Raw genomic sequence first — 25,512 nt, 5'->3', positions numbered from 1 at the left:
CTTAATACAGATTAAGTTCCGCTGTTATAGTCTTGCAAAAATCTGTCCCCCTGCCGGGTTTTAGTTACAGATAAACGGACAAGAATTGTAAAAATTAAAGATCCGGGAGAAATTGCCTGCCCGGTTTTACGGTAGAAATCGTTTTGCCGGTTGATTTACTGGCGGATGATCCTGACCTGCGGAGGTGCTGTTATGGATGATCGGATCCTGCCATCATGTTGTTTTACATGTTTTACCTTTACGGGCCCGTAAGGAGTGGGAAAGCTGCCTTCTGCAAACCGGAGATCGCCCAGGTGCGGTACTACCCTTATCACCTTACAGCCCGGTGCTGCCACGGTGATCCCCAATACATGTTGTGTAAGCCAGGGAGTGGGACCGGAGGCCCAGCCGTGGCAGAGGCTGTGCCGGAACCCGATATAACAGTACGCCCCATAGTCGCCGTGTATGTCTTTCTCGCCGGACCGGGGCAGTTGGTCGATCCGCGATGCACCGGGTAGCCAGTCCAGATTAAAATCCTCCCAGAAAGTGGTAGCGCCCAGATTCAGCATGGCGCCCCAGAAACTGCGGATCGCATCCAGCGCTCCCTGATAATTACCGGCCTTGGCCATGGCCTGCAGCATGTAATAGCCATAAAATGTAGAAAAGCCTTTGGCCCCATTCACTGCCAGCACTTCATCATTTGCCTTTTGTGCAGGAAGAAGCCCGGTAAGCGCCATTAGTGCCGCCGCCTGTTTTGATCCGTTGAGGTCCGGTACATTTTTCCTCAAACGCGCCAGTGCGATTTCACAACGCGCTGCGGCCGTTGGTTCCTCCAATATGCGGCAAAGATCAGCCCCATCTTTAAGCGCCCATATCATCATGGCCTGCAGCCCGGCATCCACGCCCTTTTTATTTTCGCTGGAAGGCCAGTCCAGGAAACGGGTGCCATCCAGCTGTTCTTTATTGTCATTGCCGATCTTACTGATGATATGATCCAGCAAAGGAAGCAGGTAGCTTTTCTGTTGCTTCAGATAGTTAAGATCGCCGGTGTGATAATACCAGTCCCGGTGTATGATGATCCACCACATGGAATAGGTACTGATACCATTCATCCATGAAGGCAGGGGGGTGATGTCCCGTGAAAGATCCAGGCTTTTCGGCACTACCTCGTTGTAGCCGAACACGGTGCTGATGGTGGCTATTTCGGGGTGCATATCACCTACCCATACCAGCCGGTCGCGTTTGATGCCGTCCCAGAGGTAATCCTGCATATTCAGCTGCACGGTATAGGCTCCGGTCATCCAGATCCGGTTGAGCAGGGTATCGCTGCAGTTAAAGAATCCCTTCCAGGGAATATCCCGGAAGGTGAAGATGGCCCGTACCTCCTTTAACTGTAATTCGGTATCCGCATCCACCAGGTCGATGCGCACAAAACGGAAGCCGGTATTACCGGTCTCCAGCTTTCCCAGCCAGGGAACCAGCAGCACTTCATCGCGTATGGCATGGTCATTTGTTGCATTTTTTTCCGGTTCGATATCACTCATTGCCTCACTCGCGGATTCGCCGAAACGCAGGCGTATACGAACCGGTTTACCGGAGGGGTGCATCCCAGTAACGATCTGTACACCTCCGTGCAGTTCCCTGCCGAAATCCAGCAGCAGGGCCGGGCGGTTATTGCCATCGCTTTTTAATATACACATATTCTTATTGGACAGATCGGCCTGGCCGTTTCCCTGCTGCAGCAGCCGTTCTGCATTAACGATCCCCGTGCCGGCCTGTTCCGAACGCCAAAGGATCTTAACAGGCGCCAGATAACGCTGCACGGTTTCTGCGGCCACCGCAGTTTTTATCCGCGCCGCTTCAAACACGGGAGGCAACTGTGCATTGCCCCCCACTGATACCAGTAAGGTCATTAACAACAATGTCCTGTCAGTTACATACTTCTTCATCCGGTTCATTTTATTCTTAGTCTGCTCCATTTTTGATCTGCCTACGGCGCTGCAAAATGAAAATTAAATCTTCCGGCAGGGGCCACATCTCCGTTTATTACAAAATCTGTTATGACGCCCTCCTGCTGCATGTTATCGCTCCATTTAAAACCAAGATCGGTCTTTCCTTTAATTCCCAGCAGTGATTTGGGTATCCGGAGTTCCATTTTATTACCGGCAACCGCATATTCCAGCTCACCTGTTTTTTGCCAGTACCAGCCGCCCGGTGATTTTTCAAGCAGGGCCCGGCGCTCCGGGTTCAGCCGGTTCACAACAAAATCATACCCTTCCCATCCCGTGTTCTTATCATTATCTATATCAAGAAACAGGCGCATCCATCCCGGATCCGTGCGGGGAGTAAGCGTTGCTGCTGTTTCCACATAAAAATAAAGATTGTCGTTGTCTCTTGCAACCCTGGTCAAAACAATATCATTGCGCCCGGTGTTGTTCCGGTAATAGAGGCTGCCCCAGCCCGGACTACTCCGGTGCATTGTATTGCCTTTATAGGAATGAAATGCCGGGGTCACATCATTCCAATCGCTGAACGTTCCGTCGATCTGTATGGAACGCGGTGCTGAAGCGGGCTCCGGCGCCGGCAGCCCTTTGAAGCGGCGAATATTGGCTACCATCTGATAATAATAATTGTCGCTGTGTCCGCCCTTCATCGGTTCGATATCCCGGCTGCCTTCCTGGTTGCATTCGTCCGGGAAGGCATTTGTTTGCTGCTGCCATACCTCGTAGCGGCCGGCGATCCATTCATTCCAGCCTGTAATAAAAATGAACTCGGGGTCCAGTTCCAGCGCCCGCTCCCATTGCTCCTGGAAATTGTATCCATTATTTACCGCACCGGTATCCGATATTTGTCCTTTTGCGTGGGTATAGCTGCGGCCAAATGCACCGGGAGCATTCATAGCCGTCAGCCCCCGCTCTTTACTCCAGTTCTGTGCCACACCTACCGTCACCTGTTCAAACCCTCCCTTACTGTTCTTTGCAAACCCGTGTTGCGGATATATTTCCAGCCAGCCCCAGTGATCGGGCCGTTCCGGCCCCTTATTGTATACCGGTTGCCCGGGGCGGAAAGTGAAGAAGTTCTTCATGGCCACCCGTTGTGCGGGATCATTCTGCCTCCCGGCTATATCATCTGCAAATTCCGGAAGTGCCATGATCAGCGGCTTGCCCTTCCACAGGAACCAGAGGTCTTTATACAGACCGGGTTGATATAGGTCGTTATAGAGTTCTCTCAGTATTTCTTTTCCTCCGTCGTTCAGCCAGAAGGGCAGCATGAAAGCGATCCCGGGTGTATGTACGCCCTCCTTACGGGCCCTGGTAAATACTTCACAAAGCTTCCTGTAGGATTCCTTCCAGGTGATATTACCATTCGTGCAATCAAAAATGATCACGTCCACGCCCGCATCTGCCAGCATTTCTGCATGTTTCCGCAGTACCCATTCATCCGTATCCAGGTAATACCCCAATAAGGGCTCGCCCCAGAACCAGGGGCTGTTGCGTTTGGGCCAGATGGGATTTTTATAGTCATCAATGGCCTTCGGGTCACGGTCAAGGTATTCCGTTACATTAAAGGGCGGATTGTCCCTGCCCTGCCGTGTATGCCAGGTCCAGTAGAAAAGGCCTACAAATTTATCCTTCCGTGAAGTACCTGCGGCTTCATGATCCGGCAGCCTTCTTCCGAGCGCATCTGTTGCTGTCAGCGATGCATGATAAGGGGTAAGCAGCTGCGCAAAAACAGGCTGCGACAGAAAAAGTAATCCTGCAATAAGGCAGATCATATAAAATCTGATCAAAAAGCTATTCATTTTATAATTCATTTGAAGCAGCGGCATTGAATATTTTTTATTTCCGGGAAGACCTTTTATTATGGAATGTGCGCTTTATTACGTCAAGGTATTCCAGTTTATGTACGGTATCGGGTTCGAGGTAACTGCCTTCGGACCATTCATTCCAGGCATTGACGGTGATCAGCCGCGGCTGTTGCGGGTGCCCGTCCACATACGCCTTTGCCTTTTCAACATAGGTCGCGAATTTTTCAGGAGCCGGGTTGGTGATATAGCCTGCTTTGAAGGGATAGCGCGGATTGGGATCCCATCCGATGGTCACATTCGGGATATACGGCATCGAAAAATCGCGGTCGAAACCACTCCACATCGCAGTGGAAGCATCCGCCCACTTTTCATAATCGCCTGAAGGCGGCTGCAGGTGCGCCCAGCAGTAATTGGTGATGCTGCTGAAGCCGAAGTACTCCAGCACCTTGTCCTGCGTTTGTATCTTATCTCCCGGTACGCCGCTCAGGGAAGCCGGTAGGGCCGACCATAAAATACCCTGAAGATGCAATCCCGGAAATCCTGCGGCTTTGGTCTTCTTTCTGAAATCATCAAGGGCCGCCTTTGTTGCTCCGGGCCCGCCCAGTCCGTCGATCAGGGTCTGCAGCTCATAGATGCAGAACACGGGTTCACCATTGATCTTATAGTAAGACGGCTGTTTAAAATAACGTTCAATCACCCGGTCGGTGATCTTATCAAACTCCGTCCTGTTAACGCCGCCTTTCCAGATCACTGAATCTTTCCGGGGATTCCGTGCATCCCAGTAGCTTGTTGCATCATGATTGGCCCACATCAGGTAAAATTTCATCCGGCCCTTATTGGCCTTTAAAAAACCATCGTTAAGACAGCGCTCCAGGAACGGCTGACCTTCATACCAGTACCAGTCGAATATGAACGTGTTCACTCCATGTGCCAGCGCCGTTTTGATCTTTTTCTTCATCACCCGCGGAGCCGCCTCATCTTTGTAGCCCCATAAGGGAACCTTTGGCTGGGCATGTCCCTCCTCCTTTGGTTTTGCGTTATAAATAATTTCCCATTCACCCTTTTTATCCGGAAAAAGAAAACCGATCCGCGGCTCATAATGATAGGCCGGCCAGTAAAATGCCGCTACATCATATTGCTGTGCCGATACCCCAACGGGAGCTGCTGACCCCGCAATCAAACAAAGCAGCAAATACCCGATCATCTTTTTTACATTCATTTTCTTCTTGTTTAAACGTTCGAATCCACTGTGGCCGCACCTGTATTCATTTGTCAGGGATCCAGGTACAGATATGTGTACCGTTCCAGTTGTTAACGGATGCATAATCCACCATCTTCACAGCACCTTTGGCTGTAGGCACTTCCATTATTATCTGGTAATGCGTTCCTGCAGCGTTTACTGTTTTTGCCGCTACAACACCATTCTTATGAACAAGGGTTACCGGCTCATTGTAATGGGGATCCAGGTTTTCATCTCTCGCCAGTACCACCGGTCCGGCACGCAGCGCCATAAAATGATCTCCCTTGCGGTTACTGCCCCGGGGCGCCTCCAGAATCCGGCATCGCATGTCCAGCTGCATCAGGATCTCATCATCATTATTCCAGTTCCTTTTGATCTCCAGGTAAGTTCCCGGAACAGCCTTGTAGGTCGTTCCATTTACCGTCACCCGGGTTCTTTCACTCCAGGAAGGGATCCTTATCTTAACAGGAACCGCCTCTTTTTTAGTGGTATGCACGCGGATACGGACCATTCCGTTCTGCGGAAAGGCCGACCGGATCTGTAATTGCAGACGGTTTCCCGAAGGTAACATCATGGAAGCGGCTGCTGCATTGAAAAGATTTACCACAGGTCCGGAAGCGGATCGCATCACGGCGATATAAGGAAGGTAGGCCAGTCCCATGGGGCCGTTTAAATTACAGCAGGTAACGTATACATTGCTGATCATCCCTCCCCAGCCGGTCCTGTTGGTCTTTACACCGTTGAGTAAATTTACATAGCTGAACCCGTCGCCTTCCGGTTTCATTGCACCCAGCAGACCGTTGTAGGCGTATTGCTCGATCCGGTCCATTGCACTGGCATCACCAGTCAGCCGGAAGATCTGTGAACAGAGTTTCAGCCAGGTAACACCGACGCAGGTTTCCATCATTCGCTGTATATCGGGATTGGTCTGCTCCAGTGCGGTATAATCCCAGGCCTCTCCCAGTACAGCCGGATGATAGGGCTGATCACCCCCGCCATTACCGATGATGGTGATCTCTTTTTCTTTTACTTTTTCAAAGAGGTTCATGACAGCAGTGCGCCATTTCTCCTGCTTTGTTGCCCGGTAATATTCCACCACGCCTTCAAACAGGGACAGCATCTCATAGGCTTTTGGATAAACGCCGCCGATCCGCGCAGGATCTTTTCCCAGCAAGGCGGATCCGATGATATTTTCTCCTTTGGCCCCACCTTCCGTCTCTACGATATACCGGCAGAAATCCAGGTAGCGCTGATAACCGGTGAGCCGGTAAAGCCGCATCAACGGCTCCAGTATGGTACTGGATTCGATGTGGTTCGGGCTCCATCCCAGGTCGGTGATCCGGGCTTTAGGCGGGGGGCCGATCTGTGTCAGCAGCACATCCGCCTGACGGACCAGGGCCTTCAGCACGGCCGGGTCTGCCTCCACATCGGTATAATATCCCTCCAGTGCCAGCATCACATATTTCCGTTCCCAGATATCCCCACCAGGCCCATCCGGCTGCTGTGCCGGAGCGGAGCAACTGATACTTCCGTTTTCCCGTGTATAGGAAAGCAGGTCCGCAACCGTTTGCTTTAGTATTTTTTTTAGTCCCGGGTCGCGGTTGTACCGGTAAAACATACAGCCCGACCTCACTGCCTTTCCCCACATTTCTCCCTGGGCAAAAAAAGCCCGGCCGTTCCTGAACAGCAGGGCCAGACTGTCGTAAGGTACCACACCTTTGTTCCAGCTGGCGATGGAATGCGTTATATATTGTTGCAGGTACCCTTCCAGCTTTACCGCCCCCGGTGGTAGCGGCTCGTATACATCCGCTACCTGCGCCGGAGCCCTGCTGCCCACGGCACACAAAACACAGACCAGTAACCACTGCGTTATCCTTTTAACAATCATATATTCCTGTTTTTAGCCGCATACCGGAAATTATTTTTTCCAGATACAACGATAATTAAACCGCCGGTTGGGTGCGTTATCACCGGTCGTACATAATGTGATCAGCTCCTCCGTATCCGTTGCATTGTCACTCCAGTGGTAATCCATTACGAATGCGTTACCGGTAAGTCCCAGCAACCGGCGGGGTACGGCCAGTTCCAGCGCATTACCATTGCTGCGGTATTGCAGCTGCGCCTGCTCTTTCCATACTCCGGAATCGTAACGCATCAGCGTGGTGGTCTGATCATCTTTTACCTTCTTATTGATCAGGAAATCATAACCATGCCAGCCGGTTGCAGCGTTGTTATCTGCATCGATAAGCAGCAACATCCAGTTATTGCCGGAAGAAGGGCTGAGTGCATCAGCCGCTGCTGCGTAAAAGAAAATATTTTTCTTATCTACCGCTACTTTGCAGGCGACAATGTCGTTGCGCCCGGAGCTGTCCGTATAAAAAGTGCCCCCGTATCCTTTATGACTGCGATGGAATACATCGCCTTTTGTATCCCGGTATTCTGCGGTCATTCTTTCCCAGTCGTCAAACCGGCCGTCAATTTTCACCGGTGTAAATCCCTTGAGTTCGGGTATGGACCGTACCCCGGTATACCGGCGGATGTTCTGCGCCATCTGCATGTAATAGTTATCCGTATAGCCGCCTTTCATCGGCTGCATCGTCCGGTTAAATTCGGAATTATACTGATCCACAAAAAAGAACGGGTTATCCCGGCGCATAAACTGGAATGTTTTGCCCGCTTCCGGCTGGTATTTACCTGCCGTCCATTCATTCCAGTCATTCAGGTACAGGAACTCCGGATCCGATTTCAGCGCTTCTTCCCATCGCTCCTGGAAATAGATGCCATAACCTTCTGGGTGTGCCACTTTTTTCTTCAGCCAGGGCACATAGGCCGAGTCCGGAAGGTCGTACGCATTCAATTCCGGCTCACCGGTCTTTCTCGACCAGGACTTGCCTACCAGCGACATCGGATGCTGAGCCGGCGTAACGGCAGCTTCCTCGCGTCTTCCGTTATGCAGCGACAGCAAACTGTCAGGAGGCATAATCTTTACGTGCTTATTGCCCATATCATATCCAAAGCTCCAGTTGTCCTCCGTTCCTACAAAACGGCGGCCGGCCCATTTATAATATCCCCACCACATCGTACGCAGTGTAAAAAACTTTTTTATATCTTTTGTATAGTCTTTATAAAATTTTGATGTGTAGTCCGGATCGCCGTAATGCGGATGGTTCTTATCCGTAACAGCAGCACTGTCATAGTGCGGGTTCGGGTTGTTCACGCCTTTCCCGTTAGCATCCACTCCCGGGTCGCCGTTATACAGCAGCAGTGGTTTTCCCTCCCAGTAGAACCAAAGATCGTTGTATTTATTTTCCTTATAGATCTTATCATACAGATCCTGCACAACCGTGATCACCGGTCCGTTAAACGCCCAGAAACAGAATTCCGGCACCTTATTTCCTTCCTTTTTCATTTTCTGCATCACGGTAAAGACCGTATCCCATTCACTCCAGTACCGAACGGCATTTGTAACATCCATGATCAGTACATCCACACCCGCATCGGCCAGCATCGACATATCCTTACGGATCACATACTCATCCTTACTCAGGAAGTAGCCCATTTCCGGTTCTCCCCAATGGAAGGAGCCCTCCTTCCAAGCCGGATGTTTCGCATCCAAACGGGCTTCGGGGTTTGCAGTCAGTACCTTTGTTACGTCTCCCGAGTAAGGGCTTTTAAGATCCGCCAGGTTGTCGCTGTGCCAGGTGATATAAAAGATACCCACAACACGGCGTTTGTCTTTTTTAACCGGGCCTGCTGTCCGGGCATCCGGCATCGTACGTCCCAAAGCATCCGTCGCCACCCAGGTATCCGAAAAAAGATCCCTGTACTCTGCTTCCTGTTTTGCAGCAGGTGCAGTGCTTTGCGCCATCAGTGTTGTACGGATCAAAAACAAAAGGAACAGGAATAAACAGAGTTTCATCATTTTTATTTTTTCAATGCGATCAATTGGTATCCTCTTCTGCGGTAAGGCTACAGCTTCCAGTATCCATAGCTTTTCCAGATCGTTTCCATTTTTTTTAACCGTTCGGTAAAGCCGGAATAATCTTTCCGGGCGGGAGCCGTCCATGCGCATTCCGCCATAGCAGCGATTCTCGGGAAGACCTGGTAATACAACCGGTTGGTATCCGGGATGGCTTCTCCCCACATCTGACAACCCAGGCCCAGTATCTTTTCCGTATCGGTGCCAGAAAGTCCTTCCGGAACCGGGTTGAAGGCATAGGCTTTTTCCAGCGGTGTGGTTTCATAACTGTAATCGAGGTATGTGTAATGCCTGTCGGAATTGACCACATCAAAACCATTATGAATGGCCTTATTGACCAGGCTTACTTCACCATCCCAGAACTGCACGATCGTGCCCGGTGCCAGTTTTTCTTTTTCACTTGCCTTCACATGCGCTTCCAGCCGGATGTTATCGCCGGTAATTTCATTCCATCCGATCATCTTTGCTCCTTTGCCTGCCAGGTACCGTGAGAGCCGGTTAATGGCCCATACCTGCAGGTCGGAGTGTGTAGGGATATCATGCTTTTTCATAAAGGCGGTAATATCTTCCCGGTTCTTCCAGTGGGTATAGTTTGCTTCATCACCTCCGATGTGAATTATTTTTGAAGGGAAGATGGCCAGCACCTCATCCAGCACATCATGAATGAACCCTTCCACCCTGGGGTCGGTAATATTGTACAGATCCCCATAAACCAGCTTTTTTTCCTTGCTGCTGCTGGAACCCAGCCAGGGATAGGCGTAGATGGAAGCGGAGGCATGCCCCGGCACTTCGATCTCGGGGATGATCCGGATACCGCGGTCGGCGGCATAGCGTACCATTTCCTTCAGTTCTGCCTGCGTATAAAACATCTTTCTGCCAGGGAATAAGCTATCCCATTGCTGCCAGGAAAGATTGGTATGTGAATGATCGCGTTTGGAGCCGATCGTTGTCAGCAGCGGGTATTTTCTGATCTCGATCCGCCAGCCCGGATCATCTACCAGGTGCCAGTGAAAGATATTCATCTTAAGACGGGCCATTTCATCCAGCAGTTTTTTTACGGTTGCCATACCATGAAAATGCCGGCTTTCGTCCAGCATAAAGGCCCGCCAGGAAAATTCCGGGGTGTCGGATACCCGGCATCCGGGGGCATGGATGCTGCTGCCATCGCGGCCGATCAGCTGACGCAGTGTTTGCAGGCCGTTTAAAAGTCCTTCGGTTGTATTGGCAGTTATCGTGATCTTATTTTTTACGGAAGCCGCCAGGTCCAGCATGTACCCGCCTTTTTTACCTTTTTGTTTTGTATCCAGGAGCAGTTCGATCCCGGCATTTTTCTTTTCGTTTGTAAAGCCCGCGGCTATACCCAATTCCCCGAATACGGACAGGATGTATGATCTGCCCAGCCCGGCATTGGTATAGATATTCCGGAACATTTTTGCGGGCAGTACCGTAGCAGTATTTGTTACCGTAGCAGCTGCCGGTTGGGGTATAACAGAAAGTTCCTGTACAGCAGCCGTGAAGGGAATACAGAGCAACAGCAGTTGCAGAAAGCCTGGTTTTAAAAAACGGAAATAAGACATGTTTAAATTATTGTGATGATCAATAGATACAACGTTTTAGACTGCTACCAGCCGGGGTTCTGCCAGTTCACACCGGAAAGCCCGATGATCTTATCCACTTCGCTCTGGTCGATAGGATACATCAGGAACCGGTCGGCAGTGCTTCCCCTGTTTGAGAACCTGAAACGGGTATAGGTAAGGTTATTTCCGTTTTGTCTGATGCGCATGCCCGTTACAAATTTATCGGAGGTGCCCAGTAGTTTCCAGCGGCGCACATCAAAGAACCGGTGCTCTTCAAAGGCCAGTTCGATCCGCCGTTCATTGCGGTATTTCTTTTCGAATGCCTCCTTGCTCATTCCTGCGGGAAAGCCCGGCATACCTGCGCGTTTCCGGATGGCATTCACCGCTTCCCTTGCCGTCATCGCCGTGCCATCAATGGAAACCGGTTCGTCAGGTCCGCCCGCCTGATAAGCTACTTCTGCAAAATTGAGGTAGAGCTCGCCCAGCCGCAGGAGCCGGATGGCGCCATCCGCGTTATTACCCTGGCCGGATTGTGAATTGTTGAATTTGCGCTGATAATAACCAGTGCGGGTAAACCGGCGGTCCGAGGCGGAGATACCATCTGCCCCGCCTTCATAAGCAGCCACTTTTTTTCCCGCTGGTTGATTCAGGTATCGTACGGCACCGTTATAATACACCGATGCATAAAAACGGGGATCACGTCCTGCATAAGGGTTTTCCGGATCATAGCCGGATGCGGGATTAATGACAGGAACCAGGTGATCCGCATCACTGTAACCGGTTATGGGAGGTTCCCCGTTGGCCATCTCATAGGCATCCACCAGGTCCTGTGTGGGACAGGGGCCGGCCTTGGTCATATTGGGAGTGGATGGCATGCCTGCATCCCGCCAGACCTGCATCTGGCTGCCGCGCTGGTAGATCGTCTCTTTGTCTACCGATCGCTTATCGTTCGAACTCGTGATAAAATAAAATGCATAAGCGTTCTGCGCAGCGGAGGGAGAAGGCTCCACATCAAAGAGCTGATAGCCGTTGGCCAGGCACCGGAACAAGGCTTCCCCGGTAATCCGGGTGGCTTCCTCCAGTGTAATGCTGCCATCTGCCCACAAGGGACTTACGGCATAAGTAACCGCCTGCGACTTTATGGCATAGGGTACCGCTCGGTTCATAATGCCGAACTGGTTATCATAAATATTCCAGGAAAAACCGGTTTGAGTATCAGGTGCCGCAAGGGCCGAATCACAATCTGCAAGGATAAACCGCACCACTTCTCCGAATGTTGCCCGGTGGTCCTGAGAAAAGTCATGGTTCAGTTCCAGCGGCTCCTTAAAAACAGGTACCCCTCCGTAACGTTTGATCAGCTGCAGATAATAGAGCGCCCGCAGGGTATGCGCCTGCGCGATCCAGCCGGCCTTTTCTTCGTCCGATACAATTGCGGTGGCCGTTTTGATCTGTTTTAAAAAAGTATTGCATTTATAAATTCCCTGAAAGAGGTTGGTCCAGGGACTTCCGTCGGAGGAATAGGTGGCATAGGTGGATGCGGTGATCGTGCCACGGTACCAGATCAGAAAGTTGGACCCGGAGGTAATAGCATCGGCATCTTCCGCTTCATCTGTATAAGAGGCGCGGTCCATGGAGGGTTCGGGACAATAACCATAACAGGAATTCAGGTAGCCCCTTACACGGTTATAGTCCGTAAACGCTTCTTCAACAGAGCCCAGTCTGCCATCGGACGGGAGATCCAGCTGTTTGTTGCAGGCCCCTGTAATCAACAACCCCAGGAAACAACACCATAACAGCCGCCGTTTACAAAAAACAGCAACAAGCGGGCGGCCGGTTAATGCGCGTTTTTCTCCATTATTCAATAATATAGATTTCATATCAAGAGAATTTCAGATTAACGATGCTTCAGTTTTTAAAAGGTCACCTTAATCCCGATATTGTACACACGGTATACCGGGAACCCACTATAGCCGCCTCCTTCGGGGCCATAATCATCAGACCGCATCTTATCCCAGGTGATCAGGTTTTGTCCGCTTAACAGCAGTTTCACCTGCTGTATATGCATTGCATTCAAAACCGCACGCGGCAATGCATAGGATAGTTCTGCATTCTTCAGCCGCAGGTACGACCGGTCTGTAATATAATAATCGCTGGGCTGGTGGCTGCTGCTGCTGGTAAGCGACAATGCCGGGGCTGTAATTGGTGCGCCGCTCTGGTAGCGCTCCGGTGTCCAGGCATTGCGGTGCAGGGAGCCAAAGACCCCGTCGTTGAATGTTTCATAAACACCCATCCCGCTTTCAATTGTCTGATACTGCCCGCTGCCCTGGAAAAGAAAATTCAGTTCGAACGATCTGAAATTTATGCCCCCGTTAAATGCATACACAACACGGGGAAGGGCACCGGTACCGATCGGCGCCACATCCCGGTCGTCAATGATCCCGTCATGGTTAAGGTCCGTATATTTCAGATCTCCCAACCGGGGATTGCCCACCCGGGTATGATCCAGTTGGTTTCCGTTCAACTCTTCCGGTGTATTAAAATAGCCGTTGCCATTGCTCTTGTCTACGAGGTAGCCCCACACCTGGCCTACAGAATAACCTTCCTGTTTTTTCCGGTATACATAGTCGCTGGTCAGTGTTGCTTCATTCACACTGATGACGGTGTTCTTTGCATAACTATACATTCCTCCGATCATAAAACCCAGGTCCTTCTTCAATTGTTTTTTAAAGCTGATTGAAATTTCGTAGCCTTTATTTTCAAAGATCCCGGAGTTTAGTTGCGGGTATCCTGCAAGGGGCACTCCCTGGTACGCAGGGATGGTGCCGGTTGCACCCACAACCATGTCTTCCATGCGTTCATGAAACAGATCGGCGCTCACCGTAACTGCATTGAACAACCCCAGATCAATACCCAGGTTTCTTTTTACCGAGGTCTCCGCGGTGATATCCGGGTTGGCCATTTTATTTTCTGTGATCAGGTATTGAAGGGATCCGATGGGACCTCCGCCGCCCAGCCGGATATCATTCAGGTAGGCAAACCGGCTTAAACCGCTTTGATCATTTGCTGTTCTTCCGTAAGCCGCCCGCAATTTGAGCAGACTCAGCCAGTTCAGTCCGTGCAAAAAAGATTCATTGGACACCACCCATCCAACGGATGCAGCAGGAGTACCGGTATACCGCTTATTCCGTGCATACTGCTCAGATCCCGAATAGCCCCAGTCCAGTTTTACCAGGTATCTTTCATTATACGCATAGTCCAGTTCCGCCCCGGTGCTGACGCGGTTATACGGCAGCAGACCCGGAGAGGCATTGTCGGCTTTTGTCAGGTTCTGATAAAACATATAGGCCATGGCGCGCACATCATGCAGCCCGAAGCTCCGTTCATAATTCAGGTCGGCCTTATAGGATAAATGATAGTAATAGGAATGGTTTTTACTGTACTTAAGCGGCTCATTGATACTGCTTCCAAGCCTTGTAAATGCGAGTGTATCCAGGTTCGCCGATCTTATATAGCGTTCATAATCCTGTGTAGTTCCCAGACTTCCCACAGAATTGGTCTGGTAGGCAAACAACCCGGTAAGGTTCAGGCCCTTTGTCAAAAAACCCAGATCCACATCCACACCAAACTGCGATGTGGTGTTGGTGACCGTGTGCCGGTAATACCCGGAACGGTTCAGCATTCCGTAGGTCGGGCTTTCGATGGTATTGGTGGCAACCACCTGTCCATCGGGTGTCACAGGTCCATAAAGATTGGGGGGAAGCTGAAAGATGCTGCTGTAAACGGTGGAATTACCGGAGCCGGGCGTCCGTTCCCGTTTTACATTACCGGCCAGCCGTATAAAGGTCTTCAGGTATTTGTTGATGACCATATCCACATTGGTGCGGTAATTCACCCATACATTGTTCGCATCGGGATCATATTTGGTTTGATCTGTTTTAAAATAGCCGCCCTGGTGCATCAGGTTTACGTTGGAATAGAACTGGACCCGGTCGTTACCACCCGTAAGATTCACACTGGCGCGTTGCATGTTCGCCAGGTCCTTTACAAAATAATCATACCAGTCTGTGCTCGGGTACAAACCCGGGTTGGCGCCCGACCGGTATTGCTGGATCTGTGCATCTGTAAAGGGAAGTTCCGTACCATCATTCTTTGCAGCCTGGTTTTTAAGTGTTGCGTATTCAGCAGCATTAAAGAAAGCGGGCCTTGTGGTAACCTGTTGTACAGATTCATCAAAGGTGCTGTACACTTTCAGCTGCCCTTTTATTCCCCGTTTTGTTTTGATCACCAGCACCCCGTTGGCACCCTGGATGCCATAGATAGCCTGAGTAGCAGCATCTTTCAGCAGGCTCACCGATTCAATTTCATTCGGCGAAATATATTCCAGGCTCTGGCTGGAATTATATGATACGGGGATCCCGTCGATCACCACCAGCGGCCCGTTCTTCCGGATGGAATTAAAACCCCGCACATAAATATCTGTAGTGGCCCTCGACAGTTCGGAGAACGTTTCCATGGTGGTCAGTCCCGGCAACCGGCCGGCAAGGGTTTGCGTAAAATTAGCCACAGGCGCCCGTTCCAGCACTTCCCCGTTTACGGTTGCCACCGCACCCGAAACCCGCTTGCGCAGCTGCTGCGTATATCCCAGCTCCACCGTTTCGTATTCCTGATGCACATCGGCTTCCAGTTTTACATCGATACGGTCTTCTTCCTTTACTTCCAGGGTCCGGGTTTTATATCCGGTTTTCTCAACAGTAAAAAACGAACTGTTGTCGTTCACGGTCAGCACGTATTCCCCGGCGCTATTGGTTGTGGTTCCGTTTTTGCCGTTGGCAGAATTGACCGCAGCACCGGATACCGGCTGGTTCCACTCGTCGGCAACCCTTCCTTTTACCACAAGGGAGGTTTGCTGTGCGCAGGCATCAGTGTGCCGGCACCATATAAAAAGCAGCAGTGCGATGATCCTGATAATTGATTTATACTTCATGTGATGCTTTGTTATCAATCATTAAACTTATTTTATTCTTTTACCAGCCGGGATTTTGCCAGTTCACACCGGTATTGCTCAAAAGAATGCTTGCTTCGTTCAGGGGAATGGGCAACCACAGGAACTTGTTGGTATAACAGGCCCTCGGAGTAGGCCGTACAACACGGCGTCCGAAACTATAGCTGCCATTGGCATTGCGTTTGATCTCCGCCGCGGTGATCCACTTGTCTGTTTTGGCCAGATCGCCTCCCGGGCTTGTCCAGCGGCGTACATCAAAATAACGGTTCTCTTCCATGGCCAGTTCTACCCGGCGCTCATGACGGACACGCAGGATCAGCTGTTCCTTTGACAGGCCGGCCGGCAGATCGGGCATGCCCACCCTTCTTCTTATTTCGTTTACTGCTTCAGCCGCTTCACCCAGCTGACCGGCTTCCGCAGCGGCTTCGGCAAAATTGAGGAGCACTTCGCCGAGACGGAAGAGCTTCCAGTTGGCACCGCCCACCACATTGTTATTGCTGCTGGTGGGATGCAGGAATTTCCGTTCAAAATAGCCTGTCCTTGTTGCCTTCCGCACTGCGGGATCGATTCCCGTCTGCGGTTCTCCCACATAGGTGGCAATGATGCGTGTACGAACCCCCTTGGCTGCCGGGTAGTTCTCCGGTGATTCCGGCGCCTCATCAAAATTCCACAGGCAATACCGTTTAGAACCGTTGTAGTAGATAGAGGCATAAAAACGGGGATCCCGGTTCTCATAGGGCCTGGCCGGATCGTACTGTTTATTATCCGGGTTGTAATTAGGCTCCAGGTGCTGCTCATCCAGGTACGGATTGGCCAGATCCAATACGGGCAGTCCATTCGTTGTTTCGTAAGCATCCACCAGTTCCTGCGATGGACAGGTGCCGGATTTATAGCCATCCTGTGCACCGATGCCGTCAATATCCCATATATTTCCCTGTCCGTCCCGGCTCTGGTAAATGGTTTCTTTATCCACGGGCTGATTGGCGTAGGCCATGGACTGTGTAAAATATTCATTGTACAAGGCGGCCTTTTCGTTTTTATCAGGTCCGATAAAGGCGTTGTCCGCAAGATAGGTCTGCGGGAAGTTTACCTTGTTATACAAGGCATACCCGTTATCCCTCAGGTGTTGCAGGGAGGCTTTGTTGATCTGATAGGCCTCCTGCCAGTAGTCCTGTCCGCCGTTATTGAGCGGACTGGCAGCAAAAAGGATCATCTTTGACTTTATGGCCTCGGCCAGCGCTTTTTGCACACGGCCCGCCTCCCCGGGATTATCGATCCTCCAGGGCAGCTCCCCGGTGGCCAGTGCGGAATCACAATCGGCAATAATGAACTTTGTCACTTCATAATAAGAAGCCTTTTTCAGACTGGTAAAATCATCTTTGTAATTGTAGGGGGCGCTCTGGATGGGCAATACCGCTCCAAACCATTTTAACAGCTCGGAATAATAATACGCCCGCAGCGCGTGTGCTTCCGCTTTCCAGCGGTTACGCACGGATGCGTCGACAGCGGTCACATCGCGGATACGGCTTAAAAAATAACTGCAGTTATAAATAGCATTCCAGTAGCGCGCCCAGTAGCTGCCATTTCCTGCATCGGCACTGACATCCATCGCCGGGTGATTGGAAGCCGCCGCATTACCGCTGTACATACGACCTGCGGAAAGCGTGGGCTCGGCTTCTGCATCCGTATCCCAGGCTTCATCGCTCCATACCACCGGCCCGCGGCTCCAGAAGAAATAACGCGTGCCCTTGGCCGGCATGTTATCATAACAGGTATTCAGATAGGCTGCTACCTTAACACTATCGGAAAAGACCTCATCCAGTGAGATCTTGCCATCCGGTGCCGAATCCAATGCTTTCTTGCAGGAAGCAAACACTGCAGGCAAAAACACCAGGAACAGAACACCGGCTTTCATGTTAAAAAATGTATTGCTTGATTTCATTTGTAACTTTTTATTTTACCGCCCTGGGGCATTTATTTTTCATCCGTTTGCAAAAGCGGGTGCTGCGTCCTGTCAGAAAGTAATGCTTGCACCAAAATTGAGCGACCGTGTAATGGGATAGCCCAGTGCATCGTCACTTTCCGGGTCCAGATGCTGCATTCGTAGTTTATCCCAGGTAAAATAATTGTAGGCACTAACATAGATCCTCAATCCCTGCACCGTCAGCCGTTTCAAGGCGCCGGGCGGAAGGGTATAGGCCAGTTCAATATTTTTAAGCCGCACAAAAGAGCGATCCATAATAAAAAAATCATTTGCAGTGTGGTTAGTGGTTGTATGTGTACTCAATGCCGGATAAGTGATCTTATCCCCGTTCGCATAGCGTTCTGCCGTCCACGCGGTCCTTTGATAACCAAAATAGGTTCCCAGTTTTATACTTTCATACACACCCTGCTCGGCATAGGTTCCGGAATACTTTGCCACTCCCTGGAAAAAAGGCGACAGCTCAAAATTTTTATACCGCAGGGAGAACTGCAGGCCATAGCTGATCCGGGGCGCGATACCCGAATATCCGATAGGCGCCTGGTCCTTGGCATCAATGACCCCATCGTGATTCAGGTCCACATATTTAAGATCCCCCACCCGGGGTGTGCCAAATCCATACTGGATCTTTGCCAGGTATTCATCCAGTTCCTGCTTTGAATTGAAATAACCATTCCCGTTGGTATAATCCACCTTATAACCCCATTGCTGCCCCAGCGAATAACCGGTGGTACGGTAGGGATAGGGGTAGGAATCATCACGCCGCGGCTCATCCATAAACTCCACCGTATTGTGGTTATAACTGTAGTTGCCTTTTACCATTAAGGAAAGGTCTTTAGAGAAGGTCCTATTATAGCTCAGCTCTGCTTCGAATCCTTTATTCGAGATCTCGCCCATGTTCACTTTGGGCAGATTGCCGATCGGAACGCCCTGGAGCGTCGGAACCGTTCCCCTCGCGATCAGGATATCCTTCCGGTGCTCGTTAAAGAAGTCGAGGTTGATGGTAAAATCCCTGAAAAGGCCGATATCAACACCAATGTTTCTTTTAACCGATGTTTCCCAGGTGATATCAGGATTACCCAGCAGGCCGATGTTCACTTTCTGACCCAGGCTTCCCAGCACGCCGCCGCCCATGGTAATATCATCGATGTAGATAAACCGTCTGCTGGAGATCTGGTCGTTACCCACTTTACCGTAAGAGGCCCTGAATTTCAGATAATGTACCACATTGGCAAGTGGTTTAAAAAAACGTTCATTGCTCACCACCCAGCCCGCAGATCCGGCCGGGAAAAACCCGAACCGTTTTTTTGGAGAGAATTGTTCAGAGCCGTTATAACCCATATTCACTTCTGCCAGGTAGCGGTTGTCATAGCCATAAGAAAAACGACCCGAAAAACCGATCACATTATACGGAAGATCTGCTGCCGTGCTCTCCCAGTTATCCCGCTGGGCCAGCAGCATACCGGTAATGGCATGTTTATCAAAACTACGACTGTAGTTAACCGAGCCCTGGAGGTTGATATTATAACGGGAGTCCGCTCCTCTTGTAAGGCTCAGCATACTTTCATCAGGACGGTTCGTGGCGTAGCTCAGCTCATCGGTTTCCCGGTTCACAAGCGCCAGGTAAAGGCGTTCCGATTTATTGGCCTGCATTGCGGTGGTGGCTTTGGAATCGTAAGAGATCATTCCTTTTAATGTAAGACCCTTTGTTACCAGACGGCTCAGGTCCCATTCAGCTCCAAGCGATGAATTGAGATTGGAACGCACCTCTTTCCGGTATCCTACCCGGTTCATGATCTCAAAGGCCGAGCGATCCAAATAATCCGGATAAACGACCTGCCCCGGAGCCACGCCAAACCCTTCAATAGTAGTGGGGCCGGGCGTAATGGGCAGGATCGTCTGCGCCTGGTAGAGCAGATCGCGCATCATCCAGTGGGTATCATTATTGGGATAAATCCAGGCAGCCGGCATATTTACCTTTTCAATATAGCTTCCGATGTTTAAAAACGTTTTAAAGGATGCGCTGACCTTATAATCCAGGTTGGCCCGGAAGCTATAGCGATCCATCCATGCAGAAGGATCATAGCCCAGTACCGACTTGGGCTCTACATTTAGATTTCCTCCCTGGTGCAGAAAGGTTCCGTTCACAAAATAATTGATCTTGCTGGTTCCCCCGCTGGCGCTCAGGTTTACCCGTGTCTGTGGTGTATAGCGCGAAATAAGCTCGCGGTAGTAATCGTGGTCCGGATAGATATACTGCAATACCCGTGCTTTGCCGGCATAATCCGGATCATTGGGATCCAGCCCTGCCAGGGGGTTGGCATATTTATCAATATCCGCCTGGGTATAGGGAATGGCAATATCATCGTTGGCGGAGGCTTCATTCCTTAACCGCAGATAGTCTACTGAATGCAGCCGTTCCGGTTCCCTGGTAAAAGAGGTGTAGCTCTGATCCACACTGGCATTAAATTGTGTGCGGGCCTCACTGCCGCGCCGGGTTGTGATCAAAATAACCCCGTTTGCACCCCGCACCCCAAATACCGCTGTTGAAGAGGCATCTTTTAATACGGTTATAGAAGCCACTTCATTCGGATCAAGGGTCCGGATATTGTCGCGCGGCACTCCATCTATCAGTATCAGCGGACTATTATTATTAGTGGTGGCTGCGCCCCGGAGGTACATGATCGCATCATCACGTCCCGGCTGCCCTCCTCCTGATTGCATGACAGCTAATCCTGATAAACGACCCGCCAGGGCATTGGCCACACTGGCAGCAGAACTTTGTCTCAGCTGGTCGGTGGTAACAGTGGAAATAGCCCCCGTTACACTTACCTTCTTCTGGGAGCCATAGGCCACTACCACCACGTCATTGAGTCCGGCTACCGTAGATACCAGCCGAATGACGCCGTTCCGCATATCTGAAACAGCCAGGGACTGTTCTGCATAAGCCACATGAGAGAACAACAGGCGTGCTGTTTCAGGGGCCCGAAGCGAAAATTCTCCGCTTGTGTTGGTAGTGGTGCCCTGTGAACTGCCGGCGATGCTTACCGATACGCCCGGCACCGGGTCGGAAGTTGCGGAATCCAGAACGACGCCTTTTATTACCCGCCCGTTCTGCGCGGACAGCAGATTCCAGCAAAGCGACAAAACAATCACTAAATAACTCTTGAATCTCATAATAACATTATCCTAGTTTAAAAATTGAATAAAGGAGTCCCCTCCTCTTTAAAAGAGGTCTTTTTAAGAAATGTGTCTTCCGTAAATCTATTGTTCCGGCCATGACCGGCATCCGTTAAAACAGCTGCTCGCTTAAGATGGGGGCAGATCTTTAGCGACCGGCAAACCAGGCCGGATTACAGCTCAGGTAAAAACAGCGGAAAAATCAGCAGTAACCAATTTCATATGACTGATTTTAATGGTTAAGAATTATCCGTTAAATTTTATATTACGTATTACACGGCAACCCAGCAATCCTTCTATCAACAGTACGCAATCGTTTACGTGAACGAATTTCAGAAAACTTTATGAAACAACTATCCTGTACCTACCCGCATGGAGCTATCGGCGGTCAGCTATCAGCTATCAGCAGCTCCAATGCTGCGACATGATCCGTTTCATTCAAATGCATCTGTAAACTATTTTTCGGACAACTATTGATCACCACGTTTTTCTTTGTCAGCGCGCTTCACTCGTTTGTTAAAGTAAATTTGAGAAAACTCCCTGGAATAACTATCCTGCACTTACCTGCATTGCGCAGTACTGTGGCGGAGGGGCAGATTCGTTAAAAAGCGTTAATGATTGCCCTCGCCTGTGAATTAATGCCGCCGGAACGCGCTCCCCTGCCCGATTTTTCTTAAATTGCCGGCAATGAAAAGAGCGTTTTTGTGGATGCTGTTTTATTGCTTTACGTTATATAATTTCATCTCCGCACAACCAATAACAACCCTTGCTGAAAACAGGTATTTCAGGACCATTTCTGTAGATCAGGGACTGTCGCAAAGCACGGTATTTGTGGTACAGCAGGACCACCTGGGCTTTATCTGGGTAGGTACACAGGATGGATTGAACCGGTATGATGGTAAGACCTTTACCGTCTTCCGGCCGAACAAAAAAGATGATCGCAGTATCTTCTCCAGTTATATAAGAAGCCTTTATGTAGACAAACAGGGATTGCTATGGATAGGTGGTAATAAGGGGGTCAGCTGCTACAATTATAAAAAGGAACAGTTTGAAAACTATCCGCTGCCGGTAAAGCCGGGCGAGTGGTTCATCTCCGGTATCACTACGGACCAGCACAACCGGCTCTGGATCGCCGCCAACTCCGGTGAGATCTATTACCTGGACCCGGCAGCCAACCGTTTTGTGCCGTTTCAATACCATGTCAGCGGCAGCCCAGTCAACACCATCCAGCAGTTGCTTTTTATCGGCACCCATTTGTTTCTGGCAACGGATAAAGGCGTATATGACCTGGATCCTGCTTCTGGTACAGCAAAACCAAGGCAGCCCGCCCACATCAATACACGCATCAATGCGCTGTTGCCGCAGGGACAATTGCTGTGGATGGGCGCTGAAGGTGGCGGGCTTTTTTGTCTTGATCTTAAGACGGACCAGTTTGTAAACTACCAGCATCAGTCGCAAACAGCCAACAGCCTTATTGACAATGATATCCGCAGCCTTGCATGGGATCAAACGGGCAACCTGTGGATCGGTACATTCCGGGGACTATCTGTTATGGACACGCGTACCGCCAGGTTCACCAATTTTGAACATCAAACAAACCGGCACCTTACTCTCAGTCAGAACTCCGTACGCTGTATCTTCATGGACCGGCAACATGGTATGTGGCTGGGAACCTTTTTCGGTGGTCTGAACTATTATCATAAAGACGATATCCGTTTTAATATCCTCAGCCAAACAACCGGCAGTGTATTGCTGAACGACCAGGTGGTGAACACTATTAAAGAAAGTCCTGCACAGGAGATATGGATCGGTACAAACGATAAGGGACTCAATATCTGGAACAGGAAGACGAACCAGCTTTCTTATCGGTCGCACACGGAAACCAACCCCAACAGCATCAGCTCCAATAATATTAAAGCCATTGCATTCGACAGGGACGGCAATGCGCTGATCGGCACCTTTAACGCTGGTCTTAATGTGATCAATAAAAGAACAGGGGCCGTAAAAAAATACTTACATGACCCGTCGGATCCGGCCTCTATAAACAGTGATATGGTGCATGCCCTGCTCCGCGACCAGCAGGACCGGATCTGGATCGGCACCCGAGCGGGCCTCAGCCGCTTCAACGATCAACAGCAGGAGTTCATCCCTTATGCACCTGATCCTTCAGGCAAACAGCTGAGCTCAGAAGGAATCACTTCATTGCTGCAGGACCGTAAGGGAAGGATCTGGATCGGGACGATCAATGGCATGAACGCGCTCAGTGCTGATCTCGGTCATCTTGAAGTATTTGCCGGCAACACCCTTTCCAATGAACTGGTGAATTGTATCGCCGAAGACCAGCAGGGCCGTATCTGGGCCGGTACCCGTGACGGCCTGAATCTCTTTGACGAACAGCAACACCGCTTTATCCCTTATACCGGCCCGGACAATTCCATAGAAGGGGCTATATTCGGTATCCAGCCGGATGATGCAGACGGGATCTGGATCTCCACCAGCAAAGGGTTGGTCAAACTCTATGACCGGCTGAATCAACTCCAGGTATTCAATAACCAGACGGGTACCGGCAGTACCCAGTTCAGTCTTCCTGCCTTCTGCAAGGCCAGTGACGGGTTGGTTCTTTTCGGAGGTCTGAACGGTCTTATTTACTTCTACCCCCGGTCCATCCAGCTAAAGCCGTTTGACCTTCGCATCACATTTACCGGTCTGGATATCTTTAACACACATGTAGCCCCGGGCAGCAACTACAACGTACTGGACAATGCCATCAGTGAAACAGCCGGTCTGCGGCTGTCGCACGAATACAAACAGTTTACCGTTTACTTCAGCACATTCAATTATATTGCCCCCGGAAGTATCAGGTATTATTACCGGTTGAAAGGTTTTGATAACGGCTGGCAGGTATGCGAAAACATCCCCAGGGCCACCTATACCAATCTGAAACCAGGAGATTATACGCTTGAGGTTCAGGCCACCGGTCCTCTCGGCGAAAAAAGCCCCGTCGGTACGCTTCGCATCAACGTGCGGCCCCCCTGGTGGCAAAGCAACGGCTTTTACTTGCTTGTTGCAATTGCACTGGCGGCCATCCTGTACATCGCCTACCGGGTCATCCGGGAACGGATCAAAGCAAAGGCCGCATTGGAAAAGGAACGGAGCGACCGGGAAAAATCTGAATACCTGGGCCAGATGAAGATGGACTTCTTTACCAATATCTCGCATGAATTCAAAACACCGCTCACACTGATCATCGCACCCCTGGAAGAGATGCTGAATAAAGCGGTTCCCGAAAAGAAACTCCGCAGCTATCATGAGCGCATGCTTGGAAATGCCAAACGCCTTTACCAGCTGGTGGATCAGCTGATGGAATTCCGGAAAACCGAAAACGGGCTAAAAAAGCTGGAACTCACCGAAGGGGATATTGTTCCGCTGCTCCGGGAAGTTTACGCTGCTTTCCTGGAATTATCGCGGCAAAAGGGTATCAACTATCTCTTTAAGGCGAACCGGTCAGCATTCCATTGTTATTTTGACCGGGATGCTGTTGAAAAAATATGTAACAACCTGTTATCAAATGCATTTAAATACACACAGCCGGGCGATACGATAGAACTGGGCTTCGAACTGCGGAACGGACAGATGGTGTTAACCGTCAGTGATACGGGGGTGGGGATCGCCTCGGTAGACCATGAGCGGGTGTTTGAACGGTTCTACCAGGTCAGTCATTCAGACGCCAGCTGGGGTTCCGGTGTCGGGCTTGCCTTTGCAAAAAGTCTTACAGAACTGCATCACGGTATTATTTTCGTTGAAAGCGAACCCGGCAAAGGAACCACCTTTGTGGTGCAGCTACCGGCAGACCGCGACCAGTACCGTACCGAAGAATTTACACCGGAAAATCATTATGCCGTGATGCTGGATAACCTTACGGCTGCCGCACCCGAAAAAGAAACGGCTGACGAAGATCCCGGAGTAACAAACCCACCTCATGAGCAGCAATTGCTTATTGTTGATGACAATGAGCAGATCGTGGAGTACCTTGCCGGTTACTTCGAAAACCAGTTCAGCATCAGCAGGGCCTATAACGGGCGGGACGCGCTGCTGCTGGTAGAGCAACAGGCACCCGATATCATCATCTGTGATGTGATGATGCCCGGCACTGACGGGATCCAGTTCTGTAAAAAAATAAAACAGAATATCATCACCTGCCATATCCCCGTGATACTGCTTACTGCCCGGAATGAGACTGCCAACCAGGTAAAGGGGCTGGAGGCCGGCGCCGATGATTATGTTACCAAGCCCTTCTCACTCCCCGTACTGGAAGCCAAGGTGCAGAATATTATCCGTTCGAGAAGGCGGTTAAAAGAATACTATTCTACCGCAACAGAGATCATTCCCGAAAACATTGCACTCAATACCCTGGATGAGGAATTTCTGCGCAAGGCCATTGACATCATTGAGGAGCGTCTGAGTGATCCCGAATTTTCCGTATTAACGTTCAGCCGTACGATCGGCATGAGCCGCTCCAGCCTCTATCTGAAACTGAAGGCGATCACTGGCGAGTCGACCACGGACTTTATCAAACGTATTAAATTTAAAAAAGCAGCAGCGCTGCTGGAAAGCAAGGCATATTCTGTTACCGAAGTAGCTTATATGTCGGGGTTCAGTTCCCTGTCTTATTTTTCAACTTCGTTTAAGCAATATTTTGGTTGTTTACCGACAGAATATCTTTCCAATAAACAGGCGGAGCCATAAACCAGTCAGAAATCATCCAT

General features: G+C 50.3%; 11 protein-coding genes. 1 reads left to right on the top strand and 10 read right to left on the bottom strand.

All coding sequences use genetic code 11. From position 1 onward, the window contains the following. Window positions 1-155 precede the first annotated feature (155 nt). From K7B07_RS13470 to K7B07_RS13425, 10 genes are all read right to left on the bottom strand, one after another. Entirely contained in the window at window positions 156-1,928 is a 1,773-nt protein-coding gene (locus K7B07_RS13470) for an alpha-L-rhamnosidase-related protein (protein ID WP_223710428.1), read from the bottom strand. A 41-nt stretch (window positions 1,929-1,969) separates the two neighbouring features. Then, a complete protein-coding gene (locus K7B07_RS13465; RefSeq protein ID WP_223710427.1) occupies window positions 1,970-3,769 on the bottom strand; it encodes a hypothetical protein in 1,800 nt (599 codons plus the stop codon). A gap of 49 nt (window positions 3,770-3,818) precedes the next feature. After that, a complete protein-coding gene (locus tag K7B07_RS13460; protein ID WP_223710425.1) occupies window positions 3,819-5,006 on the bottom strand; it encodes a glycosyltransferase WbsX family protein in 1,188 nt (395 codons plus the stop codon). Between the two features lie 46 nt (window positions 5,007-5,052). Further along, window positions 5,053-6,915, bottom strand: coding sequence for a beta-L-arabinofuranosidase domain-containing protein (locus K7B07_RS13455; protein WP_223710423.1), 1,863 nt, complete (start codon window positions 6,913-6,915; stop codon window positions 5,053-5,055). A 30-nt stretch (window positions 6,916-6,945) separates the two neighbouring features. Continuing rightward, window positions 6,946-8,949: a glycoside hydrolase family 71/99 protein gene (locus tag K7B07_RS13450; protein WP_223710422.1), complete on the bottom strand. Its 2,004-nt coding sequence runs from the start codon at window positions 8,947-8,949 to the stop codon at window positions 6,946-6,948. Window positions 8,950-8,996: 47 nt separating this feature from the next. Then, window positions 8,997-10,583, bottom strand: coding sequence for a beta-N-acetylhexosaminidase (locus K7B07_RS13445; RefSeq protein WP_223710420.1), 1,587 nt, complete (start codon window positions 10,581-10,583; stop codon window positions 8,997-8,999). Between the two features lie 44 nt (window positions 10,584-10,627). Further along, complete coding sequence (locus tag K7B07_RS13440; RefSeq protein ID WP_223710418.1) at window positions 10,628-12,460, bottom strand: RagB/SusD family nutrient uptake outer membrane protein; 1,833 nt, start codon at window positions 12,458-12,460, stop codon at window positions 10,628-10,630. Between the two features lie 35 nt (window positions 12,461-12,495). Continuing rightward, entirely contained in the window at window positions 12,496-15,567 is a 3,072-nt protein-coding gene (locus tag K7B07_RS13435) for a SusC/RagA family TonB-linked outer membrane protein (protein ID WP_223710416.1), read from the bottom strand. Window positions 15,568-15,607: 40 nt separating this feature from the next. Beyond that, a complete protein-coding gene (locus K7B07_RS13430) occupies window positions 15,608-17,527 on the bottom strand; it encodes a RagB/SusD family nutrient uptake outer membrane protein (protein WP_223710414.1) in 1,920 nt (639 codons plus the stop codon). Window positions 17,528-17,599: 72 nt separating this feature from the next. Further along, window positions 17,600-20,743: a SusC/RagA family TonB-linked outer membrane protein gene (locus K7B07_RS13425; RefSeq protein WP_223710412.1), complete on the bottom strand. Its 3,144-nt coding sequence runs from the start codon at window positions 20,741-20,743 to the stop codon at window positions 17,600-17,602. A gap of 690 nt (window positions 20,744-21,433) precedes the next feature. On the opposite strand from K7B07_RS13425, the gene K7B07_RS13420 reads away from it, so the two are divergent. Beyond that, window positions 21,434-25,492 carry a hybrid sensor histidine kinase/response regulator transcription factor gene (locus tag K7B07_RS13420; RefSeq protein WP_223710411.1) on the top strand — a complete coding sequence of 1,353 codons (4,059 nt, stop codon included), beginning with the start codon at window positions 21,434-21,436 and terminating at the stop codon, window positions 25,490-25,492. The last annotated feature ends 20 nt before the right edge of the window (window positions 25,493-25,512 follow it).

Origin of the sequence: Niabella beijingensis (assembly GCF_020034665.1) — a bacterium.
GTDB lineage: Bacteria > Bacteroidota > Bacteroidia > Chitinophagales > Chitinophagaceae > Niabella > Niabella beijingensis.
This window is presented reverse-complemented; position numbering and strand designations above follow the sequence as displayed.

What these genes read in the sequence shown, in the direction of transcription:
- K7B07_RS13470 (WP_223710428.1), bottom strand. Translation starts at nt 1,928, where the DNA reads ATGAAGAAGTATGTAACTGACAGGACATTGTTGTTAATGACCTTACTG.
- K7B07_RS13455 (WP_223710423.1), bottom strand. Translation starts at nt 6,915, where the DNA reads ATGATTGTTAAAAGGATAACGCAGTGGTTACTGGTCTGTGTTTTGTGT.
- K7B07_RS13450 (WP_223710422.1), bottom strand. Translation starts at nt 8,949, where the DNA reads ATGATGAAACTCTGTTTATTCCTGTTCCTTTTGTTTTTGATCCGTACA.
- K7B07_RS13430 (WP_223710414.1), bottom strand. Translation starts at nt 17,527, where the DNA reads ATGAAATCAAGCAATACATTTTTTAACATGAAAGCCGGTGTTCTGTTC.
- K7B07_RS13460 (WP_223710425.1), bottom strand. Translation starts at nt 5,006, where the DNA reads ATGAATGTAAAAAAGATGATCGGGTATTTGCTGCTTTGTTTGATTGCG.
- K7B07_RS13435 (WP_223710416.1), bottom strand. Translation starts at nt 15,567, where the DNA reads ATGAAGTATAAATCAATTATCAGGATCATCGCACTGCTGCTTTTTATA.
- K7B07_RS13440 (WP_223710418.1), bottom strand. Translation starts at nt 12,460, where the DNA reads ATGAAATCTATATTATTGAATAATGGAGAAAAACGCGCATTAACCGGC.
- K7B07_RS13445 (WP_223710420.1), bottom strand. Translation starts at nt 10,583, where the DNA reads ATGTCTTATTTCCGTTTTTTAAAACCAGGCTTTCTGCAACTGCTGTTG.
- K7B07_RS13425 (WP_223710412.1), bottom strand. Translation starts at nt 20,743, where the DNA reads ATGAGATTCAAGAGTTATTTAGTGATTGTTTTGTCGCTTTGCTGGAAT.
- K7B07_RS13420 (WP_223710411.1), top strand. Translation starts at nt 21,434, where the DNA reads ATGAAAAGAGCGTTTTTGTGGATGCTGTTTTATTGCTTTACGTTATAT.